Origin of the sequence: Streptomyces sp. NPDC001380, assembly GCF_042895785.1 — a bacterium.
Taxonomy (GTDB): Bacteria; Actinomycetota; Actinomycetes; order Streptomycetales; family Streptomycetaceae; genus Peterkaempfera.
The window spans coordinates 14434-35473 of record NZ_JBIAWP010000013.1 but is presented as its reverse complement, the minus strand read 5'-3'; the positions used below and the strand labels follow the sequence as shown (position 1 = coordinate 35473).

14 protein-coding genes are annotated in these 21040 nt (G+C 77.5%); 10 read left to right on the top strand and 4 right to left on the bottom strand.

Annotated elements, in window-relative coordinates; translation table 11 throughout:
• The first annotated feature begins 678 nt into the window (after positions 1-678).
• The 5 genes from ACFY07_RS17415 to fxsT all read left to right on the top strand — a co-directional run bounded on the left by ACFY07_RS17415 (position 679) and on the right by fxsT (position 9617).
• A complete protein-coding gene (locus tag ACFY07_RS17415) occupies positions 679-861 on the top strand; it encodes a hypothetical protein (RefSeq protein WP_390869444.1) in 183 nt (60 codons plus the stop codon).
• 21 nt (positions 862-882) lie between these two features.
• Positions 883-3303, top strand: coding sequence for an FxsB family cyclophane-forming radical SAM/SPASM peptide maturase (locus ACFY07_RS17410; protein WP_390869443.1), 2421 nt, complete (start codon positions 883-885; stop codon positions 3301-3303).
• A gap of 7 nt (positions 3304-3310) precedes the next feature.
• Positions 3311-4105: an aminoglycoside N(3)-acetyltransferase gene (locus tag ACFY07_RS17405; RefSeq protein WP_390869442.1), complete on the top strand. Its 795-nt coding sequence runs from the start codon at positions 3311-3313 to the stop codon at positions 4103-4105.
• Between the two features lie 194 nt (positions 4106-4299).
• A complete protein-coding gene (locus ACFY07_RS17400; protein ID WP_390869441.1) occupies positions 4300-5664 on the top strand; it encodes a TIR-like protein FxsC in 1365 nt (454 codons plus the stop codon).
• Positions 5661-9617 carry an FxSxx-COOH system tetratricopeptide repeat protein gene (gene fxsT, locus ACFY07_RS17395; RefSeq protein ID WP_390869440.1) on the top strand — a complete coding sequence of 1319 codons (3957 nt, stop codon included), beginning with the start codon at positions 5661-5663 and terminating at the stop codon, positions 9615-9617. Before ACFY07_RS17400 ends, fxsT begins: the two co-directional genes overlap by 4 nt.
• 42 nt (positions 9618-9659) lie before the next feature.
• Here the strand turns inward: fxsT and ACFY07_RS17390 are convergent, their stop codons facing one another.
• Both ACFY07_RS17390 and ACFY07_RS17385 read right to left on the bottom strand, forming a co-directional pair.
• Positions 9660-10553 carry an alpha/beta fold hydrolase gene (locus tag ACFY07_RS17390; RefSeq protein ID WP_230648993.1) on the bottom strand — a complete coding sequence of 298 codons (894 nt, stop codon included), beginning with the start codon at positions 10551-10553 and terminating at the stop codon, positions 9660-9662.
• 239 nt (positions 10554-10792) lie between these two features.
• Positions 10793-11698: a DUF4231 domain-containing protein gene (locus ACFY07_RS17385; protein ID WP_390869439.1), complete on the bottom strand. Its 906-nt coding sequence runs from the start codon at positions 11696-11698 to the stop codon at positions 10793-10795.
• Positions 11699-11865: 167 nt separating this feature from the next.
• Here ACFY07_RS17385 and ACFY07_RS17380 point away from each other — a divergent pair, with 167 nt between their 5' ends.
• Positions 11866-13293, top strand: coding sequence for a PAS domain-containing protein (locus ACFY07_RS17380; protein ID WP_390869438.1), 1428 nt, complete (start codon positions 11866-11868; stop codon positions 13291-13293).
• Positions 13294-13391: 98 nt separating this feature from the next.
• On the opposite strand, the gene ACFY07_RS17375 is transcribed toward ACFY07_RS17380, so the two are convergent.
• Positions 13392-14159, bottom strand: coding sequence for a sugar isomerase domain-containing protein (locus ACFY07_RS17375; RefSeq protein WP_390869437.1), 768 nt, complete (start codon positions 14157-14159; stop codon positions 13392-13394).
• 220 nt (positions 14160-14379) lie between these two features.
• Here ACFY07_RS17375 and ACFY07_RS17370 point away from each other — a divergent pair, with 220 nt between their 5' ends.
• Together ACFY07_RS17370 and ACFY07_RS17365 are read left to right on the top strand one after the other, a co-directional pair.
• Positions 14380-15072, top strand: a complete 693-nt coding sequence (locus ACFY07_RS17370) for a metal-dependent transcriptional regulator (RefSeq protein WP_230648985.1) — start codon at positions 14380-14382, stop codon at positions 15070-15072.
• A gap of 521 nt (positions 15073-15593) precedes the next feature.
• Entirely contained in the window at positions 15594-16475 is an 882-nt protein-coding gene (locus ACFY07_RS17365; RefSeq protein ID WP_390869436.1) for a ribonuclease BN, read from the top strand.
• Between the two features lie 139 nt (positions 16476-16614).
• Here ACFY07_RS17365 and ACFY07_RS17360 read toward each other — a convergent pair whose 3' ends face one another.
• On the bottom strand, positions 16615-17313 hold the full coding sequence (locus ACFY07_RS17360) for a bifunctional DNA primase/polymerase (RefSeq protein ID WP_390869435.1): 699 nt from the start codon (positions 17311-17313) through the stop codon (positions 16615-16617).
• A gap of 599 nt (positions 17314-17912) precedes the next feature.
• On the opposite strand from ACFY07_RS17360, the gene ACFY07_RS17355 reads away from it, so the two are divergent.
• Positions 17913-19295: a transcriptional regulator gene (locus ACFY07_RS17355; RefSeq protein WP_390869434.1), complete on the top strand. Its 1383-nt coding sequence runs from the start codon at positions 17913-17915 to the stop codon at positions 19293-19295.
• A gap of 216 nt (positions 19296-19511) precedes the next feature.
• A complete protein-coding gene (locus tag ACFY07_RS17350; protein ID WP_390869433.1) occupies positions 19512-20717 on the top strand; it encodes a hypothetical protein in 1206 nt (401 codons plus the stop codon).
• Positions 20718-21040: the final 323 nt, after the last annotated feature.

Below are 21040 nucleotides of genomic sequence, written 5' to 3'. Positions count from 1 at the left end.
ACCGGGCACCGGGGGACGATCCCGGTGGGCCCGCGGGTCGGGTGTCTGCTGTGGATTGCCCGCCGCCGCGCTTCGGCAACCGGGCGGGGCGGCTAGGAAGCAGCCACCTCACACGTCCTGAAAGTACTCAACTCAGGATCACCTCCTTCCCGTGTCCCGCCACCATAGGCACGCTCCCCGCCGGGAGGCAACGGTGTTTTTCCGGTCCCCGGCACGGCCGTGTCCGCGCCGCCGCGTCGTGCGCGCCCCGGGCGGGCACCGGACAGGCCTCCGCCGGGCACCGGACGGGCCTCTGACGGGCACCGGGCAGCCCTCCGACCGGTCCCGCGGCCGGACGGGCCGCGGCGGCGGGGGCGGGCGGCGCACGGGGTTGGGCCGACCGGTGGAAGGCCCGAACGGGTGGTTCGCGGAGGGGCGGACGGCGGGAAAGCCGCGATCAGCGCCCTGTGCGTCAACTCCCGGCGGCGGCGCGCCGCCCGGGGCGCCCGGGACATCCCCGGATCGCGGGCGTCGCCGCGCTCCTGGCCCTAGACTTCGCGCACAGGCATTGCAATGCGCGCACGCCGAAAGGCCACCCCTGGTCCATGGCCGGGATGGCTGTCCGAAGGATCGTACACAGGTGGCCCGACGAACCGGCGCGTCTCCTCCTCTCCGTGCCCATTACCCAAGGGGATCGCGTTGAACACTTCCGTCGCACCCGCGCCTGCGCCCGCCCTCGCGCCCCGTGGGGACGCGCCGTCCCCACGGATCCCGCTCGCCTCTCTTGCCCACCGGACCGACTCGGAGACCCTGAAGCGGATCGTCCCCGGCGGCGGCGCCGCCCGCCCGGTCGCCGTGGCCGCCTTCAGCTCCTCGATCTGAGGAGGCGCCCGACCAGCCGACATGGACCGATCCCCCGTGCCCCTCCGGCAGTTCGTGCTGAAGGTGCACAGCCGATGCGACCTCGCGTGCGACCACTGCTACGTGTACGAGCACGCGGACACCAGCTGGCGGGGCCGCCCCCGGGCGGTCCCCGACGAGGTGCTGGTGCGCACCGCCGACCGCATCGCGGAGCACGCCGCCGCACATGGGACGGCGGCGGTCCATGTCGTGCTGCACGGCGGCGAGCCGCTGCTCGCCGGCCCAGCCCGCCTGCGCCGGGCGGCCGAGGAGCTGCACCGCGCCCTCGACGGCGTCTGCGCCCTCGACCTGCGCATCCACACCAACGGCGTCCTGCTGGACGAGCGCTTCCTCGACCTGTTCGCGGAGTTCGGCGTCAAGGTCGGGATCTCGCTGGACGGCGACCGGACGGCCAACGACCGCCACCGCCGCTTCGCCGACGGCCGCAGCAGCCACCCCCACGTCCTGCGGGCCGTCGGGCTGCTCCGCCGCCCCCGGTACCGGCACCTCTTCGCGGGCCTGCTCTGCACCGTCGACGTCCGCAACGACCCCGCCGCCGTCCACGACGCGCTGGCGGAGCTCGACCCGCCCCGCGTGGACTACCTGCTGCCGCACGCCACCTGGGAGCAGCCCCCGCCGCGCCCCGGCGGCGGCACCCCCTACGCCGACTGGCTGCTGGCGGTCCTCGACCGCTGGGACGGGCAGGGGCGGCCCTTCCCCGTGCGGGTCTTCGACTCCGTGGAGCGCACCCTGCGCGGCGGCAGCAGCCTCACCGAGTCCCTCGGCCTGGAGCCCTCCGACCTGGTCGTGGTCGAGACCGACGGCACGCTGGAGCAGGCCGACTCCCTCAAGACCGCCTTCGACGGCGCGCCCGCCACCGGCCTCGACGTCTTCTCCCACACCTTCGACGAGGCCTCCCGCCACCCGGGCATGCTGGCCCGGACGCAGGGCCTCGACGGGCTGGCCGCGGAGTGCCGGGCCTGCCCGGTCGTCCGCTCCTGCGGCGGCGGCCTGTACGCCCACCGGTACCGTGCCGGCAGCGGCTTCGCCAACCCCTCCGTCTACTGCGGGGACCTCATGCAGCTGATCACCGGAATCCGCGACCGCCTCGCCGCCGCCCCCGTCCCGTCGCCCCCGCAGCCCGGTCCGCCGGTGCTGCCGGAGGCGCACCTGGACGAGCTGGCCGCCGGCTTCGGCGGCGCCGAGGCGGTCCGCTCCCTGGCGCGGGCCCAGCTGGGCATCGTGCGCGAGCTGCTCGCCGCCGTCCGGCAGCGGTCGGCGGACCTGTCCGCCGACCGGTCCGCCCCCGCCGCGGCCGCCTGGGAGCTGCTCACCGCCCTCGACTCCGACGCGCCGGACGCGCTGGACGCGGTGCTGGCCCACCCGTACACCCGGGCCTGGGCGGTGCGCTGCCTGGAGGGCGCGGCCGGGGCCGACGCGGGCGGCCTGGCGGAGGTCGCGGCCGCGGCCGCCCTGCGTGCGGGCCGTGACGAGCCGGTCCGGGTGCCGGTGCGCGGCGGCGCGGTGCGGCTGCCCACCCTGGGCAGGGTGCTCGTGGGCGGCGACGGCGGCGAGGCCGTGGTGTCCGGCGGCCCGGACGGCTTCACCGTGGCGGCGGGCGGCGCCGTGCTGCGGATCGGCCGCGACGACCCGCCGGGCGACCGCTGGCACCCCGTGCGGCGCCTGGCCGCCCCCGGGTGGACGGTGGCGCTGGAGGACACCGACCCGTACCGCGACGGCCACCAGTGGCCGGTGGCCGGGCGGCTGCCGGACGGCGAGGCCGAGGCCTGGCGCGCGGGACTCGCCGAGGCCTGGGAGCTGATCGGCCGTGAACTGCCCCGGTACGCGCCGGGCCTGTCCGCCGGCCTGTCCACCGTCACCCCGCTGGAGGCGCCCGCCGGACAGGACGTCAGCGCCGCCGTGCGGCAGGCGTTCGGCGCGGTCGGCATCGCCCGGCCCGGCCGGGCGGACGTGCTGGCACTGCTGCTGGTCCACGAGTTCCAGCACGTGAAGCTCGGCGCCGTCCTGGACCTCGCCGACCTCCACGACCCGGAGGACACCCGGCTCCACTACGCGCCGTGGCGGGAGGACCCCCGCCCGCTGGAGGGCCTGCTGCAGGGGACGTACGCCCACATCGCGGTGGCCGACTTCTGGCGGGTGCGGCGGCACACGGCGCGGGGTGCGGCCGCCGCCGAGGCCGAGGTGCACTTCGCCCGCTGGCGCCGGCACACCGCGGAGGCCGTGGAGGTGCTGGCCGGCTCCGGGTCGCTCACCCCCCTGGGCATGCGGTTCGCCGAGGGCATGCGGGCGACGGTCGCCCCCTGGCTGGAGGAGCCGGTCGCCCCCGAGGCGGCCCGCGGCGCGCGGCTGGCCGCACAGCGCCACCGGGAGGCATGGCAGGCCCGTGCCGCGGCCGGGAGCTGAGCCCGCCGTGCCGGCTCCGCCGCACACCGCGGCCGGACTCGCCCGGGACCTGGCGGCGCTCGGCGTCCGGCCGGGAGGCGTCCTGCTGGTGCAGGCGTCGCTGCGCAGCGTCGGACCGGTGGTGGGCGGGGCCGCGGCGGTGGTGGCGGCGCTGCGCACCGCCCTCGGCCCCGGCGGGACGCTGGTCGGCTACACCGCCACCCCGGAGAACTCCACCACCTCCCCGCTCCACCGCGAGCGGGTGCGCGGCATGGACGAGGCCGGGCTGGCCGCCCACCTCGCCGCCATGCCCCCCTTCGACCCGGCCGCGACCCCGGCGTCCCCCACCATGGGCCGCCTGGCCGAGCAGATCCGCACCACGCCGGGCGCGCTGCGCAGCCGCCACCCGCAGACGTCCTTCGCGGCCGTCGGCCCGGCCGCCGCGGACCTCGTGCGCCGCCACCCGCTGGAGAGCCACCTCGGCGAGGAGTCGCCGCTGGGCGCCCTGTACCGGGCCGGCGGGCAGGCCCTGGTGGTGGGCCCGATCGAGCGGTGCACCGTCTACCACCTGGCGGACTACCGGACCGGCCGGTTCCCGCCCCGGGAGTACGCCTGCGTGGTGCGGGGCGCGGACGGCGGCCCGGAGTGGCGCCGGTTCGCGGCGCCCGCCCTGGACGACGGACACCTCGCCGCGCTCGACCGCGAGGTGCGGCGGCTGGTCCGCGTGCCCGTCGGGACCCTCGGGTCCGCCCCCTGCCGGCTGCTCCCCGTCCGGGAGGCGGTGGACGCCGCCGTGGCCGTGCAGCGCCGCGCGGGGGGCTGACCGGCCGCACCGGACCGCGGGCCGGGGCGGGCGCCGTCCCGGCCGGTGCCGCCCCGGCCGGCGGAGAGCGGCCGGCGGAAAGCAGGCAGGGGAGGGCGTACGGCGGAAAGCGGACGGAGTCCGCACGCGGTGTTCCGCTGACGGTCCGTCGCTTCCTACACTGATGCTCCTTCATCTGCGGGGCGGGGGCACACGTGCAGAGACCAGGAGGAGCCTCCGGGGGCGGCTCCGAACCCTACTTCTTCCTCAGCTACGCCCACACGCCGCCCAGCGACAGCCGGTCCGGGGACCCCGACCTCCTGGTCGACCGCTTCTTCGAGGACCTGTGCGCCGACGTCATGCAGATGACCGACCTGCCCAGGGGGGCGGCGGCGGGGTTCATGGACCGCCGGCTCACCCCCGGCGAGGGCTGGCCGGCGAGCCTGTCCGACGCGCTGTCGCGCTGCCGGGTCTTCGTACCCCTGTACTCGCCCCGCTACTTCAGCAGCGAGCAGTGCGGCAAGGAGTGGTTCTTCTTCTCCCGGCGGACCGCCTACCACCGGGCGGCGGGGGCGCGCCGCATGGAGGGCATGGTGCCGGCGTTATGGGTCCCGGTGCCGCCCGAGTCCCTGCCGGGGCCCGCCGAGAGCCTCCAGTTCAGCCAGGCCGACCTCGGCCCCGACTACGCCTCCGAGGGGCTGTACGGCCTCAGCCGCCTCGGCTACCTGCACTCCGACTACGAACGGGTGGTCTACCACCTCGCCAAGCGGATCGTCACCGTCGCCCACGAGACCCGGATACCGCCGGGCCGGCGCGCCGACTACCGCGACGTGCCCAGCGCCTTCGAACCCGCCGACGGCGTGCAGGAGCTCCGCGTGGTCGTCCTCGCGGGCAGCCGCCGGGACCGCACCGGCGCCCGCTGCGCCGACTGCTACGGCCCCTCGCCCGTCGACTGGAACCCCTACCACCCCCACTCCAAGCGCGCCCTCGCCGACCACGTCGCCGACCTGGCCCGCAGCCTGGACTACCGGGTGCGGGTGGGCGCCTTCGAGGACGAGGCCGAGCGGATGCTGGCCCCCGGCCCCCCGGCCGGCCCCGAGCTGCTCCTGGTCGACCGCTGGGCGCTCACCGACCCGCGCCACCGCGGCCTGCTGCAGCGCCTCGACGCCGTGCCGCGCCCCTGGATCAGCATCATGCTGCCGTGGAACCGCGACCACGCCGGGGCCGCCCGGCGCGAGGAGGAGCTGCAGGCCGCCACCGAGGAGGCGCTCCACCGCAAGCTCCACGAGGGCCCCACCTCCTACCGCCTCACCCGCACCCTGCTGCCCAACCTGGACGTCTTCTACGACGACCTGCCCACCGCGGTGCGCCGGGCCTCCCAGCAGTACCTGCGGCACGCCGTGACCCATCCCCCGGAGGGGGAGCCCGTGCGCCTGCCCCGGCTCATGGGGCCCCTCGCCCCCGGCGTCCCCGACCCCCCGCCCGGCCGCGGGCCCGGGAGACCGGACGGGCCGTCCGACCCCCAGCCCGGCCACCGGCCCGACGACGACTACACCGACATTGGCGGAGGAGCAGCATGACCGAGAGCCGCGACGGGCGCGTGGTCACGTTCTACTCGTACAAGGGCGGCACCGGGCGCACCATGACCCTCGCCAACACCGCCTGGATCCTGGCCGCCAACGGCATGCGCGTGCTGACCGTCGACTGGGACCTGGAGGCCCCCGGCCTGCACCGCTTCTTCCACCCCTTCCTCGACCCGGCCCTGCTGGGCACCAGCCCCGGCATGATCGACCTGATCACCGAGTACCGGGAGCAGGCGCTGCGCAACGTCCCCCGGGCGCCGGACTGGCACCGCCAGTACGCCCGGGCCCGCCGGCACGCCCTCTCCCTGCAGTGGGAGTTCCCCGGCGGCGGCAGCCTCGACTTCCTCTCGGCGGGCCGTCAGAACCGCGACTACTCCGCCACCCTGGGCAGCCTCTACTGGGACGACTTCTACGACCGCTTCGCCGGCGGCCGGTTCTTCGCGGCGCTGCGCGAGGACATGCGGCAGCACTACGACTGGATCCTGATCGACAGCCGCACCGGCCTCAGCGACATCGCCGACATCTGCACCGTGGAGATGCCGGACGTCCTGGTCGTCTGCTTCACCCTCAGCGACCAGTCCATCGACGGCGCCGCCTCCGTCGCCCAGCACATCCACGAGCGCTACCGCAACCGCAGCATCCGCATCCTGCCGGTCCCCATGCGCGTCGACGAGGGGGAGAAGGAGAAGGCCGACGCCGGCCGCGCCCTGGCCCGGCTGCGCTTCGACGGGCTCCCCGCCGGCCTGCGCGAGGAGGAGCTGGCGTCCTACTGGGGCGCGGTCGAGGTGCCGTACCGGCCCTTCTACGCGTACGAGGAGATCCTCGCGACCTTCGGCGACACCCCGGGCCTGTCCTCCTCCATGCTCGCCTCCTGCGAGCGCCTCACCTCGGTGGTCACCGAGGGCCGGGTGACGGCGCTGCCGCCGGTGCCCGAGGCGGAGCGGCTGCGCACCGTGGACCTCTACACCCGCCGCCGCCCGGCCGGGCCCAGCGAACTCGTCCTCTCCTACGCCGCCGAGGACCGCATGTGGGCGGACTGGATCGAGTCCGTGCTCACCGCCGCCGGGTTCCAGGTGCTGGTGCGGGACATCGGCGCCGAGCCCGCGGCCGGACGGCAGCCCGAGACCGGCGCCGAGGCGGCCCGCCGCACCGTCGTGCTGCTCTCCGCCGCCTACCTGCGCAACCCGCAGGCCCGCGACCTGATGAGCACGGTCGTGGGCCGCGACCCGTCCGGCATCCGCCGCCAGCTGGTGCCCGTGCGCGTCGGCGACGTCCGGCACGCCGCCGGCCTGCGCCTGCCCGTGGCCGTCGACCTGCTGCACCTCGCCGAGGGCCCGGCCCGGTCGGCCGTGCTGCGCGCCCTCGGCCGCCCCGAGACCGCGGTGGCCCCCGCGGCCGAGGGCGGGCCCCGCTTCCCGGGCACCAGGCCCGCGGTGTGGAACGTCCCGCCGCGCAACCCGGCCTTCACCGGCCGCGCCCAGGTGCTGGAGCGGCTCCGCAACCAGCTGGGGGCGGGCATGACCGCCGTCCTCCCCACCCCGCAGACCGTCTACGGCCTCGGCGGCGTCGGCAAGACCCAGGTCGTCCAGGAGTACGCGCACCGCTTCATGGCCGACTACGACCTGGTCTGGTGGATCAACGCCGAGCAGGGCGACCAGGTCGTCACCGCCCTCGCCGACCTGGCGGCCGAGCTGGCCCGGACCTCCCCGGCCGTGGCCGACCTGGCCGCCGAGCTGAAGCTGCGGATCGGGGACAACGTCTCGGAGGCCGCCGAGGCCGCCCGGCAGGCGCTGCGGCGCGGCACGGTCACCGACCGGTGGCTGCTGGTCTTCGACAACGCCGACGACCCCGTCGAGGTCAAGCGGTTCTTCCCCGGCGGCTCCGGCCACGTCCTGGTCACCTCCCGCAACCACGCCTGGTCCGCCCACGCGGAGGCGCTGCCGGTGGACGTCTTCGACCGTCGGGAGTCCGTCGAGCACCTGCGCCGCCGCTCGCCCTCCCTCACCGAGGACGAGGCCGACGAGGTGGCGGCCGCCGTCGGCGACCTGCCGCTGGCCGTCGAGGTCGCGGGCGCCTGGCTGGCCGAGACCGGAACCCCGGTGGAGAGCTACGTCGCCCAGCTCCGGCAGGAGCCGCAGGAGGCCCTGGGCGTCGCCACCTCCCCCCACTACCCCGAGCCGGTCGCGGCCACCTGGAACGTCTCCATCGCCCGCCTGCAGGCCGAGAACCCCGCGGCGGTGCGGCTCCTCCAGCTCTGCGCCTTCTTCGCCCCGGAGCCCATCGCGCTGAACCTCGTCCACAGCCGCAGGATGCGCGAGGCGCTCGTCCCCTACGACCACGACCCCCAGGCCGGCTACCTGCTGGGCCGCTCCATCCAGGCCATCAACCGCTACGCGCTGGCCAAGGGCGGCCAGGGCAAGGGCATCCAGATCCACCGCCTGGTGCAGGCCGTCATCCGGTCGAAGATGACCCCCGCCGAGCAGGAGCAGGCGATGCACGAGGTGCACCGCATCCTCGTCGACGCCCGCCCCGAGCGCGGCGAGACCGACGATCCGCGCAACTGGGAGCGCTTCGAGGAGATCTGGCCCCACCTGCGGCCCTCCGGCGCCGAGATCTGCGACGAGCCGGCCACCCGCCAGCTGCTGATCGACCGGGTGCGGTACCTGTGGAAGCGCGGCGAGTACGAACCCGCCCTCGCCCTGGGCACCCGCCTCGACGAGGTCTGGACCGAGAAGCTCGGCGTCGAGGACGTGCAGACCCTCGGCCTGCGCTTCCACATCGCCAACGTGCTCCGCAGCCGCGGCGACTACCAGGCGGCCCTCGACCTCGACCAGGCCACCCTGGAGCGCCAGCAGGCGGTGCTCTCGCCGAAGAACGCCGACGCCCTCACCACCGCCGGCAGTCTCGCGGCCGACCTGCGGGCGCTGGGCCGCTTCGACGACGCCCTGGAGCGCGACCGGGACATCCACCGGCAGTTCAAGGACCTGCTCGGCGACCGCCACCACCGCACCCTCTCGGCGGCCAGCAACCTCGCCGTCGACCTGCGGCTGGCCGGCCTGTCCGCCGAGGCCACCGACATCGACCGGGACACCCTCGACGGCCGCCGCGAGGTGCTGGGCCCGGACCACCACTACACGTTCATGTCCATGTCCCACCTGGCGCGGGACCTGCGCGACACCGGCGACTGGGGCGGCGCGCTGGACCTGCTGCAGGAGACGGTCCCCCGGTGCCGTGAGGTCCTGGGGGAGGACTACCCCGAGACGCTGCGGGCCGCCACCAGCCTCGCCGTCTCCCTGCGGCGCGTCGGCCGCACCGAGGAGGCCCTGCGCCTCAGCAGCGAGACCTACGACCTGTACCTGAAGCGGTACGGCGCCGACACGCCCGACGCCCTCGCCTGCGCCCTCACCCTCGCCGCCGACCTCGCCGCGGCCGGCGACGCGGCACGCGGCCGGGACCTGGCCGCCGAGTCCCTCCAGGGGTACCGGCGGACCATGGGCGAACGGCACCCCTTCACCCTGGCCTGCTCCGCCGGACTGGCCGTCCACCTGCGGGGCGCCGGGGTCCAGGACCGCGCCGTCCGGCTCGCCGAGGAGGCGTTGGAAGGGCTGCGGGCGGTGCTCGACGACGAGCACCCGTTCACCCTCCGGGCGATGGCGAACCTGGGAGGCTTCCGGGCCGAGGCCGGCCGGCTGCAGGAGGCCGAGCAGCTGGAACGGGCCGCGCTGGCGGGCCTGGAGGCCCTGCACGGCCCCGCCCACCCCGGCACCGTGGCCTGCCGCGCCAACCTCGCCGTCACCCTGCGCGCCGCCGGGCGCCAGGCCGAGGCGCAGGAGCTGCGCTCCCGTGCGCTGCAGGAGTTCCTCTCCCTCCTGGACGAGGACCACCCGCTGGTGCTGGCCGTCCGCACCTGGCAGCGGACCTGGAGCGACCTGGAGCCCCAGCCGATGTAGCCGACCCCGGCCGGTCCGCCGCGGGGACCGGCCGGCCGCCCCTCAGCGGGCCGCCTCCGGGCGGGCGGCGCCCTGGCCGGTGGCCCAGCCCAGGATCCGCGGCAGGACCGGCAGGGCGCCGAAGTGGGCCGCGCCGGGCTCGATCTCCACGGTCGAGCCCGGGATGCGCTCCGCGAGCCAGCGGGTGTGCGCCGCCGGCGAGAAGACGTCGTCCTGGCCGTGCCAGAGCAGCACCGGCACCCGGATCGCCCCCGGGTCGAACCCCCAGTCGCCGCTGAAGGCCAGCGCGTCGTCGATCCAGCCGTCCGCGGACTCCCGCAGCGCCTCCGCGTAGTTGCGCACCAGCATCGCCCGGATGCCGGCGTCCGCGACGACCCGCAGGTCGGACTCGGGCAGCTCGGTGCGCAGCGCGGCGACCAGCACCGTCGGGTCGGCGCGGATCAGCCGGGAGCGCTGCTCCAGGCTGCTCGCCAGCCGCACGGCGCTCTCCGCGGCCGCGCTGTACTCCCGGACGTTGGACTCGGCCATCCCCGCGAACCAGTCGAGGCCCGGCGCCACCCGCGGCGCCAGGCTCACCAGCACCCCCGCCCGGGTCACCCGGTCGGGCAGCAGCGCCGCGCAGGCCAGGGCGTGGGGGCCCCCGCCCGAGCGGCCCACGACCGAGAAGCGCTCCAGCCCCAGCGCGTCGGCGACGGCGGCCACGTCCGCCGCGGCGTCGGCCACCCGTCGCCCGGGCAGCCGGTCCGAGTCGCCGTACCCCGGCCGGTCGAAGACGACCAGCCGCACGCCCAGCCGGTGGAGGACGGCGCCGCGCGGTGCCGGGCCCATCCTGCTGCCCGGCGTGCCGTGCAGCAGGAACACCGGACTGCCCTCCGGATCGCCCCGGCTCTCCGCCGCCAGCGCCCTGCCGTCGGGGGTCCGTACCAGTACCAGCACCCGAGCCTCCCCGCGGCGGCGCACCCGGGGCGCGCCGCCCGTAGCCGTTCTTCCCCGAACCGTCCCCGTCCAGCCGTGCGGAATCCGGCCTGCCGTGCGTGCGCCCCGGCCGTGCCGCGGCCGTGCCCGGCCGCGTCCTGCCGTGCCCGGCGGTGCCCAGCGGTGCCCGGCCGCGTCCTGCCGTGCCCGGCCGCACCCCGGCCGCGCTCCGGCCCGTCGCCGGGCGTCCCCGGACCGGCTCAGCCGCGCACCTCGCGCCGCGCCTGCCAGGTCGTGTGCTCCCGCGACACCGCCTCCTCCGCGTCGCGGGCCAGCCGCGCCCACCGCTCCTCCGCGTCCGGCGCCGACAGGTCCATCGCGGCCAGCTGCGCCCGGATCAGCTCCAGCTCGTCGGCGGCCACCCGGTAGGCGGCGGCCAGCGGCCGGTACTGCCGCAGCTGCGCCCACGCCGTCGACGACGCCGCCAGCGCGGCGACCGCCCCGAGGATGTCGTAGCTGAAGTCGCCCTCGATCCGCGGCACCGACAGCAGGACGCCCAGCAGCGGCAGCGCCACCGACAGGAAGCCGGTGAACCGCGCCGCCCGCTCGCAGCGGTGCGCCCGCGACGCGTACCAGTCGTGCTGCTGCTGCACCCGTTCGCGCAGGTAGACGTCCCGGCGGACGGCCAGTGGGGCGCCGCGCAGCCGCTGCATCCCCTCGGTGACGTCCGTCCGGACGCCCGACGGCACCGCCCGGCTGCGCCGGAAGGCGTGCAGCACCCCGGTCAGCTGCAGCCGGTACAGCGACTCGGCGTCCTCCACGGCGGTCGGCGGCGGCGTGTACGTGTCCGCCCGGACGGCGTACTTCCACGCCAGGGTCTTCACCGACTCCGCCACCGCCCGGCCCTCGTACCACAGGCCCTGCGGGTTGTGCAGGTTCGCCAGCCCCGAGGCGCACATCGCGAGGAAGAAGAGCCCCGCCGACACGCCCGCGATCCACGGCTGGTCGGCGGACCCCGCCACCGCCGCCGCGGTCAGCAGCGCCAGGTGCAGGCGCGACATCACGACGGTCTTCTGCTGCCCCTGCAGGGACACCCCGTCCGCCACCCAGAAGAGCTCCGGGAGCAGTTCGTACTCCTGAACCGTCCGACGCGACTCCGCCGCCATGGAACCCAACCCCCCGTCGCCGGCCCTCCACCGCGGCCAGTATGGGGGCCGCGGGGCCGGCCGCACAGCACACGGACGGGCCGATTCGGCCGGGGAATCCGCGGAACCGGGTGTGCGGCCGGGATTCCGCAGGTTGAATGGGCGTGCGTGTGGGGGAGGTGGGCACCATGACCGCACAGCGACCGACGGCACCCGGACCGACGGGCCCCGGCTCGCGGCTCCGCAAGGCCGGAACCGCGCCGCCGCCCGGCCCGGAGGAGGCAGGCCCCGACGGGGCCGCCCCCGCCCGTCCGGCCGACCGCGACCTGCTCTCCGCCCTCATGCAGGCCATGGAGGTCGGGCTCTGCGCCCTGGCCGGCGACGGCACCGTCACCCACTGGAACCGCGAGGCCGAGCGCCTCCTCGGCTGGCCCGCCGCGGAGGCGGTCGGCAGGCCGGGCCTGGCCGGGTGGGCGGTCCGCGAGGCCGATGCCGACACGGTCGGGGCGCTGCTGCGGGACGCAGCCGCCGAGGGCCGCCGCCGGGTGCAGGAGTTCGCCCTGCTCACCCGTGACGGCCGCCGCGTCCTGGTCCGCGCCCAGGTCAGCCCCGTCGCCGCCGAGGACGGCGGAGGCACGCCGGACGGCCTCTACTTCGCCTTCTCCGAGGCCCGCTCCCAGGTCGACCTGGAGCGCTCGCTCGGGCTGTCCGAGGCCCTCTTCGAGGAGGCCCCGCTCTCCGTGGTCCTGGTCGACGCCGACCTGCGGCCCGCCGCGGTCGGCGCCTCCGCCGCCCGCACCCTCGGCGTCCGGCGCGCCGACCTGCTCGGCCACCCCCTGGGCGAGGTGCTGCGCGACGGCGTGGAGGAGCTGGAGTCGGCGCTCCAGCACGTGCTGGCCACCGGGGAGCCGCTCGGCGGCGTCAAGCTGTGGGGCGCCCTGCGCGGCGACGAGGAGCGCCGCCGCCGCTGCTGGCGCAGCCAGTTCGTCCGGCTGGGCTCGCCCCTCGGCGAGGAGCCGGTGCCGCTCGGCGTGGCGTGGCTCTTCGAGGACGTCACCGAGCGGGAGCAGACCGAGCAGGGCGGGGCGGTGCTGCGCTTCCGCGCCACCCAGCTGCGCCGCGCCGGGATCGCCGCCGCCGAGTGCGAGGACCCGATGGAGGGGGCGGTCGGCTACCTGGACTTCGTCCTCGCGGGCTTCGCCGACCACGCCTACCTCGACCTGGCGGCCGACGGCGACACCGGCGGCCTGGTGCGGGCCGCCGCCTCCCCGGTCGGCACGGCGGCGCAGGAGCCGGGGCCGGAGCCGTCGGGCATCCCCGTCCGCTACGGCGAGCTGCACCCGGCGCTGCGGGCGCTGGAGCGCGGCGGCACGGTCTGCGTCACCGGCGGCGGCGACGCTGCCTGGGCGGTGGAGCGGCGCTGGCCGTCCACCACCGTCCACGGCCTGTGCACGGCGCTGCGCAGCCGGGGCCGCACGGTCGGCGTGCTGACCTTCCTGCGCGGCCCGGGGCGCCACCGCTTCGACCGGGCCGACCTCGCCTACGCCGAGGACATCGGCTCCCGGGTGGCCGCGGCGGTCGACCTGTCGGGCCGCGCGGGCGGCGCCGCCCGCTGAGCCCGCCGGTACCGCCCGCCGGGCCTGTCGGCGCCGCCGGCCCGGCCCGGGTGCCGTCGGCCCGGGTGCCGTCCGGGCCGCACCGGACCTCCGGGGTCTCAGCGGTCCAGGCCGGCCGGGAAGGCGTAGAAGACCCGGTGGGCCTCCTGCTCCAGCAGGCGCGCGTTCCACGCCGTCCCGCCGTCGACGTTGCCGGAGCGGAAGAGCGGCGGCTCCGCCCCCCGGTCGGCGAGCCGCCCGACCGCCGAGGCGACCACGGCCTGCATCAGGGCCGCGGTGACCACGGTGGACGCCGGGCCGAACGCGGTCGGCACGCCCTCCAGGGCCAGTTCGCCGTCACCCACCGCGACCTTGGTGTCCAGCACGATGTCGCAGTGGTCCTTCAGGTACGTCCCCGAGGCGTGCCGGGAGGACACCGCCCCGGGGTACGCCAGCGAGGTCAGCCCGACGACGGTGAGCCCGCGCGCCCGGGCGTGGGCGGCCAGCTCCACCGGCATCGTGTTCCGGCCGGAGAGGGAGACGACGAAGAGCAGGTCGCCGCTGCGGGCCGGTCCGGCGTCCAGGGTGGCGGTCGCCAGTCCCGACACCCGCTCCAGGGCGCTGCCCAGCGGGGCGGGCACCACGTCGACGCCGGTGACGCCCGGGACGCACAGGAGGTTCATCGGCACCAGGCCGCCGGCCCGGTAGACCACGTCCTGCGCCGGCAGCGAGGAGTGGCCGGCCCCGAACGCGAAGACCCGGCGGCCCCCGGCCACCGCGTCGGCCAGCGCCTCGGCGGCCCGCTCCACGTTGGCGGCCTCCTCGTCGCGGACCCGCCGCAGCAGCGTGAGGGCGGCGTCGAAGTACTGTCCGGCCAGGTCGGTCATGGGCTGTCCGCTCTCCTGTGCTCTGGGTCCGTCGGTGCCGCTGTCGGCGGCCGGCGCCGGGGCGGCCGCAGTCGCCGCGGCGGCACCGCAGTGGTCTGGACCGCGCCCGTCCCGGCGAGCACGGTGCGGCCTGGCGGGGCCCGCTGTCAACAGCGGCGTACCCATGCCGCGCCGATGGGCCAGAATTGGGGGAGGAATTCGAGGAACGGAGCCGGCGGCCGTGAGTGGACTGATCGACACGACGGAGATGTACCTCCGGACCATCCTGGAACTGGAGGAGGAGGGCGTCGTCCCGATGCGCGCCCGCATCGCCGAGCGCCTGGAGCAGAGCGGCCCCACGGTCAGCCAGACCGTCGCCCGGATGGAGCGCGACGGGCTGCTGCGGGTGGCGGGCGACCGCCACCTCGAGCTCACGGAGGAGGGCCGCAGGCTCGCGGTCCGCGTGATGCGCAAGCACCGGCTGGCCGAGTGCCTGCTGGTCGACGTCATCGGCCTGGAGTGGGAGCAGGTGCACGCCGAGGCCTGCCGCTGGGAGCACGTGATGAGCGAGGCGGTGGAGCGGCGGGTGCTGGAGATGCTGGGCCACCCCACCGAGTCGCCGTACGGCAACCCGATCCCGGGCCTGGAGGAGCTGGGCGACGCCCCGGCGGCCGACGAGGGCTTCGACGCGGGCCTGATCACCCTGGACGCGCTGGCGCCGGGGGCGGACGGCAAGAACGTGGTGGTACGCCGGATCGGCGAGCCCATCCAGACCGACGCCCAGCTGATGCAGACGCTCCGCCGGGCCGGGGTGCAGCCGGGCGCGGTGGTGCACGTCACCCAGGCGGCGGGCGGGGTGATGGTCGGCAGCGGCGGTGAGGCCGCCGAGCTGGACCGGGAGATCGCCTCCCACGTCTTCGTCGCGGGTCCCTGACGGGCGGCACCGCGCACCGCGCGGCCCGGGCCCGGTGCGGGCTCCCCGCCCCCGGCGCGACGCCGGGGGCGGAGGGCCCCGGCGCTCCCCGCGCGCCGAGTCCCTCCGCCCACAGCCGCCTCCCGGAACCCCGAGCGCACCGGGTGGCGGTCCCTCCCCGACCCTTCCTCTTCCCTTTCCTGCACCTCTCCCCGAGGCACCCTCCCCCGGCTCCCTCCCCGGAGGCCCCTTTCGTGACGTCCTCCCCGGGACGTCCTTCCTGGGGCCCCTCCCCGAGGTACCGCACCGGCTTCCCCGTCCGGCGCCGAACCTCCGACCGACTTCTCCCACTCCTTCCGTTCCGTCCGGTGCTGCTCCCTCCTGACAGGATTCCTCCCCTCGGCAGCGCCCGGCAATCCTTGAGCCCTGTCCCCCGTGCGAGGGGCTTTCCCCGCTGCCGAACGGGTATGAGAGAACGTCAGGGCGATTCGCCGGGCCCGGTCGGCCGTCCCCGGGGCGCGCCCGGCGGTTGACTGGCGGGCATGAGAGGCCGCAGGAAGCCGGACGGGCCGCGCCCCGGGCGCGGGCGCGGGGGCACACCGCACGAGCCGCCGACCGCGAGGGGCAGGGCGGCCGCCCGGCGGCTGCGGGCGGCGGGACCGGGCAGGCTCTGGGACCGCCTGTCGGCGGTCGACTTCTTCGGCAACTCCTTCCAACTGGCCGCGCTCGCGATCCTGTGCTTCTTCCCGTTCCTCATCGTCGTCACCGCCGCGGTGGGGCAGGACGCGGCCGAGGTCCTCGCCGGCTGGCTGGGCCTGGACCGGCGGGCGGCCGAGGCCGTGGCGACCCTCTTCAAGCCGGGCCCGGTCCCGGTCGTGCCCACCGCGGTCAGCGCCGGCCTGCTCCTCCTCGGGGCCATGGCCGTCGCCGGCACCCTCCAGGGCTGGTACCGCAGGGTGTTCGACGCCCGGGACCGGGGGTGGCGGCGCAACGCCGCCGCCCAGCTCTGCTGGCTCGCGGGCCTGCTGGCGTACGGCGCCGCGCAGGCCGCCGGCGGCAGGGCGCTCGGCGCGGGCGGCGGGCCCGTGGCGCAGGTCCTGGCCGGCCTCGTCCTGGCGGCGCTCTTCTGGTGGTGGAGCATGCACGTGCTCCTCGCGGGCACCGCCGGGTGGCGCGAGCTGATCCCTCCGGCGCTGGCCACCGCCGTCTGCTGGGCGGGCCTGGGGCTCTTCTCCGCGCGGTTCTTCTCCGACGCGATCGTCTCCAACGAGCAGCAGTACGGCCCGATCGGCGTCGTCATGGTCGTCCTGTCCTGGCTCATCGCGGTGGGCGTGGTCGTCCACCTCGGCTCGGCCGCCGGGCGCCTGTACACCGAGCGCCGCGCCCGGCGCCGGTCCGGTCCGGCGGACGCCCCCCGCGGCTGACGCCGCCCCGCGTCCCGCCCCCTCCGGGGCCGGACCGGCCGCGGGCGCGCCGGGCGGCAGCGGCCGCAGCCCCGCCTCCGGCGGAGGCGGGGCTGCGGGCGGAACGGCGGTGCGGCCGGCGTGACGGCGCGCCCGGCGGCTACGGCGCGGTGAGCGCGTACGCCGGGGGCGGCGCCTCCCGGCCGCACGCGTACGCCAGCGGGTCGATCAGCTCGGAGGCCTCCGGCAGCCACCGGTTGGCCTCGGACGGCTGCCGGGCCCACTGGGCGAACCCGTGCGCCCCCACCCGCGACGGCGGGGCGACGATCCACCCGTCCTCGCCGTGGGCCGTCAGGTCGAGGCGGCCGGGCGCCCAGCCGAGCCGCCGCAGCAGGTCGGGCAGCTTCGGCGGCACCCCGGGCAGCACCAGGAAGAGCAGCCGCCGGCCGCGGCCCCCGCTGGCCGGCATCGCCACCACCGGGCCCAGCCGGACCCCGGTCCGCTCCATCCGCGCCAGCGCGAGGCACCCGGCGGTCTCCGGCACGTCGAGGACGTCGAAGCTCCGCCCGGTGGGCAGGATCACCGACGCCTGGGGCCGCTCGGCCCACCAGCGCCGCACCGCGGCCGGCGAGGATCCGGCCAGGGACCGCCAGTCCGGTCCGTCGGGGTGCGCCCCCGGCGCCGAACAGGTCCGGTCGCCGCACGAGCAGCGGGTGCGGCCGTCCCCCTCGACCAGCCAGGTGCCCGGACAGACGTCCCAGTGGCGGTCCTCGACGTATCCCACGGCTTCCGCGGCCGGGCCGCGTACGGAGGAGGCGGCGGCGCGCCCCGGCGCGGCCGCTCCCAGGGTCTCTTCCACGTGCTGCTCAACTCCCCGCGGCCCGCGGGGTTACGGCCTGCGCGGGCCGGTGTCCGCGGACGGTGCGGAGCCCGGTCCGCGCTGCGGGGGCGGCCCTCCCCGCCCGGAGGGCCGGGCGGCCGGTGATCCGGCGGCCCGGCGGCCCTGCGGTCCGGGGGCGCGGGAGGAGGGGCCGGGCTGTGACGGTGTCAGGAGGCGCTGTCGGCAGGGGGTCCGACGCGGCATCACCCGTCCCGGTGAGCCCCGCCCGCGCCGCGCGGCCCGTCCCGCAGCGGAGCGCCGCAGGTCAGGGGCGGCGCGCGGCGGGGCGCACGGGTGCAGCCCCCGGGGCGCGCGGGGAGTCGACCGGTCCGCGGTGGGTACACCGGGGGTGACGCAGGTCGCGGTCAGGACGCCGCGCGCCCGCGTCGACGGTCGGCGCTGCGCCGGCCGGTCCGGCGGCGGCACGGCGGGTGGAGGGGCCGCGGCCGGGCGCGCGGGCCCCCTCCGCGAAGGGAGGGGCCGGCGCGCGGGACCGGTGCCGGTGCAGGGGCCGGCCGGGCCGGAGAGGACAGGTCGCCCACCGGGTGTGCCGGGGGCGTTGGGGAGGCGATAAGGCCATGGCCGCCAGACCGCTCGTCGCACGGCAGCCCAACGAACGGCTGCAGTCCCTGATCCAGGAGGCCGGCTGCTCCAACGCCGGCCTCGCCCGCAGGGTCAACCTCTGCGGCGCGGAGCACGGGCTCGACCTGAGGTACGACAAGACGTCCGTCGCGCGGTGGCTGCGCGGCCAGCAGCCGCGCGGGCAGGCCCCGGCGGTGATCGCCGAGGCCCTGGGCCGCAAGCTCGGCCGCCCGGTGAGCGTCGACGAGATCGGCATGGCCGACGGGAAGAACCTCTCCAGCGGGGTCGGGCTGCAGTTCGCCCCGGTGCTCGCCGGGGCGGTCGACCAGGCCTGCGAGCTGTGGCGCAGCGACGTGGGCCGCCGCGACTTCCTCACCGGTGCCCCGGTGGCCTCCGCGGCGCTGGTGGAGCCCAGCCGCGACTGGCTGATCACCCCGCCCGACCACGCGGTCGCCCGCGCCGGCGGCCCGCGCGTGGGCGACTCCGACGTGGCCGCCGTGCGGGCCGCCACCGGGATGCTGGTCGACCTCGACCACCGCTTCGGCAGCGGCCACGTGCGGCCCCTGGTGGTGCACTACCTCAACAGCGTGGTCTCCGGCCTGCTGGGCGGCTCGTACCGGGAGGAGACCGGGCGGCGGCTGTTCTCCGCGGTGGCGCGCCTCACCGAGCTGGCCGGCTACATGGCCGTGGACACCGGGCAGCCGGGCCTCGCCCAGCGCTACTACATCCAGGCGCTGCGCCTCGCGCAGGCGGCGGGCGACCGCGCCTACGGCGGGTACGTCCTCGCCTCCTCCATGAGCCACCTGGCGGCCGGCCTCGGCAACCCCCGGGAGATCGCCCAGCTGGCGCGGGCGGCCCAGGAGGGCGCGCGGGGCGCGGCCACCGCCACCGTGACGGCCCTCTTCCACGCCGCCGAGGCGCGCGGCCACGCCCTGCTGGGCGACGAGCGCGCCTGCCGGCTGCTCGCCGCCCGGGCGGTGGACGCGATGGAGCGCCGCCGCCCGGAGGAGGACCCGGACTGGATCGCGCACTTCGACGAGGCCTACCTCGCCGACGAACTGGCCCACTGCCACCGGGACCTGGGCCAGGGCCGGCAGGCCGAGCGCCAGGCGCGGACCGCCCTGGAGCTGCACCCCGAGGCCCGGGTGCGGCGCCGCGCCGTCGACCTGGTGCTGCTGGCGACGGCCCAGCTCCAGCAGCGGGAGCTGGAGGAGGCCTGCGACACCGGCGCCCGCGCCGTGGAGCTGCTCTCCGGCCTGCGCTCCGGCCGGGGCGAGGAGTACCTGGAGGACTTCCGGCGGCGGCTGGAGCCGTTCCGGGAGCAGCGGGCGGTGCGGGAGTTCCAGGAGCGCGCGCGGACGGAGGCTGCGGCCGCGTGACCGGGGGCGGCCGCCCGGCCACCGGCCGGCCGTCCTCCCGTCGCCCCCCTGCCGCCCTCCCGTCGCACGGGGTTCCGTCATACCGGACGAAACCCCGTGCGCGTAGTCACCCGTTGCGGTGAACGGGTAGCGTGGGTCGACGTTCTGAAGAGGTGGACCGTGGGGGCCAGGCCGCCTGCTGCAGCCCGGCACCCCGCGCACAGTTGAGGAATCGCGTTGAACCAGCGCCGCCCGCACTCCCGAGAACTCAATCCCGAGGACCTGTTCCGGCCCGACCCGGACCAGCCGACGCACCCGCAGGGCGGGGACGGGTACGGCTACCCCGGGCCGGCCGGCGGGCCGCAGCCCGCGCAGGGGGCCGCCTGGGGCGCGCCCCCGCAGACCGGTGCCCCGGACGAGCCGGCCGCGGCCACGCAGTACCTCCCGCCGTACCCGGCGTCGCCCGCCCCCGGCGGGCCCGGCGGGGCGCCCGACCAGGCGGCGGCCACCCAGTACCTGCCGCCCTACCCGGGATCCCCCGCCCCCGGCGGACCGGACGAGGGGGCGGCGGCCACGCAGTACCTGCCGCCCTACCCGGCGGCCGGCCCGGGCGGCCCGGGCGGCGCCGGCGGCCCGGCGTTCGCGCAGCACTCCGCACCGACGCAGCCGGGCTTCGCCCTGCCGCCGCAGCAGCCCGCCGCCCCCTACGGCGGCGCGCCCGGCGGCTACCTCCAGCAGCACCTGGAGGACGAGCCGGACGGCGGGCCCGGGGGCGGGGGCCGCAGGCCCTCCGCCAAGGTGATCGCCGGCGTGGTGGTCGGCGCCTGCGCGCTGGTCGGCATCCTCGCCGGCGCGCTCTTCGGCGGCGGCGACGGCAGCGACGGGAAGGCCACCGCTGCCTCCTCGGCCCCGGCCACCGGCGGCACGGCGGCGTCGGCCCCCGCCGCCGCCCCCACCTCCACGAACGCCCCCCCGGCCGGCGCGGACCCCGCGATGCAGGCCCAGGCCCAGGCCCTGGCCGGGCTGCTGGGCACGGCGAGCGGCAGCCGCGGCGCGGTCGTCGCGGCCGTGCAGTCCGTCGGCCGCTGCGAGGACCTGGCGGGCGCCCGGCAGCGGCTGATCCAGGCCTCCGGGCAGCGGCAGCAGCTCGTCGCCGGCCTGGCGGGGCTCCAGGTCGACAAGCTCCCGCAGGGCCCCCGCCTCGTCGAGCGGCTGCGCACCGCCTGGGAGGCCTCGGCCCGCGCCGACCGGGAGTACGCCGCCTGGGCGGCGGACTCGGCCAAGTCCTGCCGCAAGCGCCACACCCCGGCCGCGGGCGGCCACCGGGCCGAGGGCAACACCGCCAGCGGGGTGGCGACCGCGGCCAAGAAGCAGGCGGCCGCCCTGTGGAACCCGATCGCCCGCCGCACCGGCCAGCCCACCCGCGCCTACACCGACCTCTGAGGCCGCCGGGCGGTGCGGGCGGTCCGCGGTGCGGGCCGCCCGCCCCGCCGCCCGAGGGCTGGTGCCGGGGCCGCCGTCCGCGGCCGTGTGCCGAGGGGCCGCCGCCGGTAGGGCCGCCGAAGGCCCGGGCCGGGCCTCGGACGGCGGCACGGCGTCCGCCGCGTCCTCCCCGTCCCCCGTTCCCCGCTGCCCGCCGTCCCCCACTGCCCGCCGTCCCCCACTGCCCGCCGTCCCCCACTGTCCGCCGTCCGCCGTGCACCGCGTCCGCTGCGCCGTGCGCCGCGTCCGCCGTGGTCCGGGCCGCGTCCCGAGGAGCGGGCGGC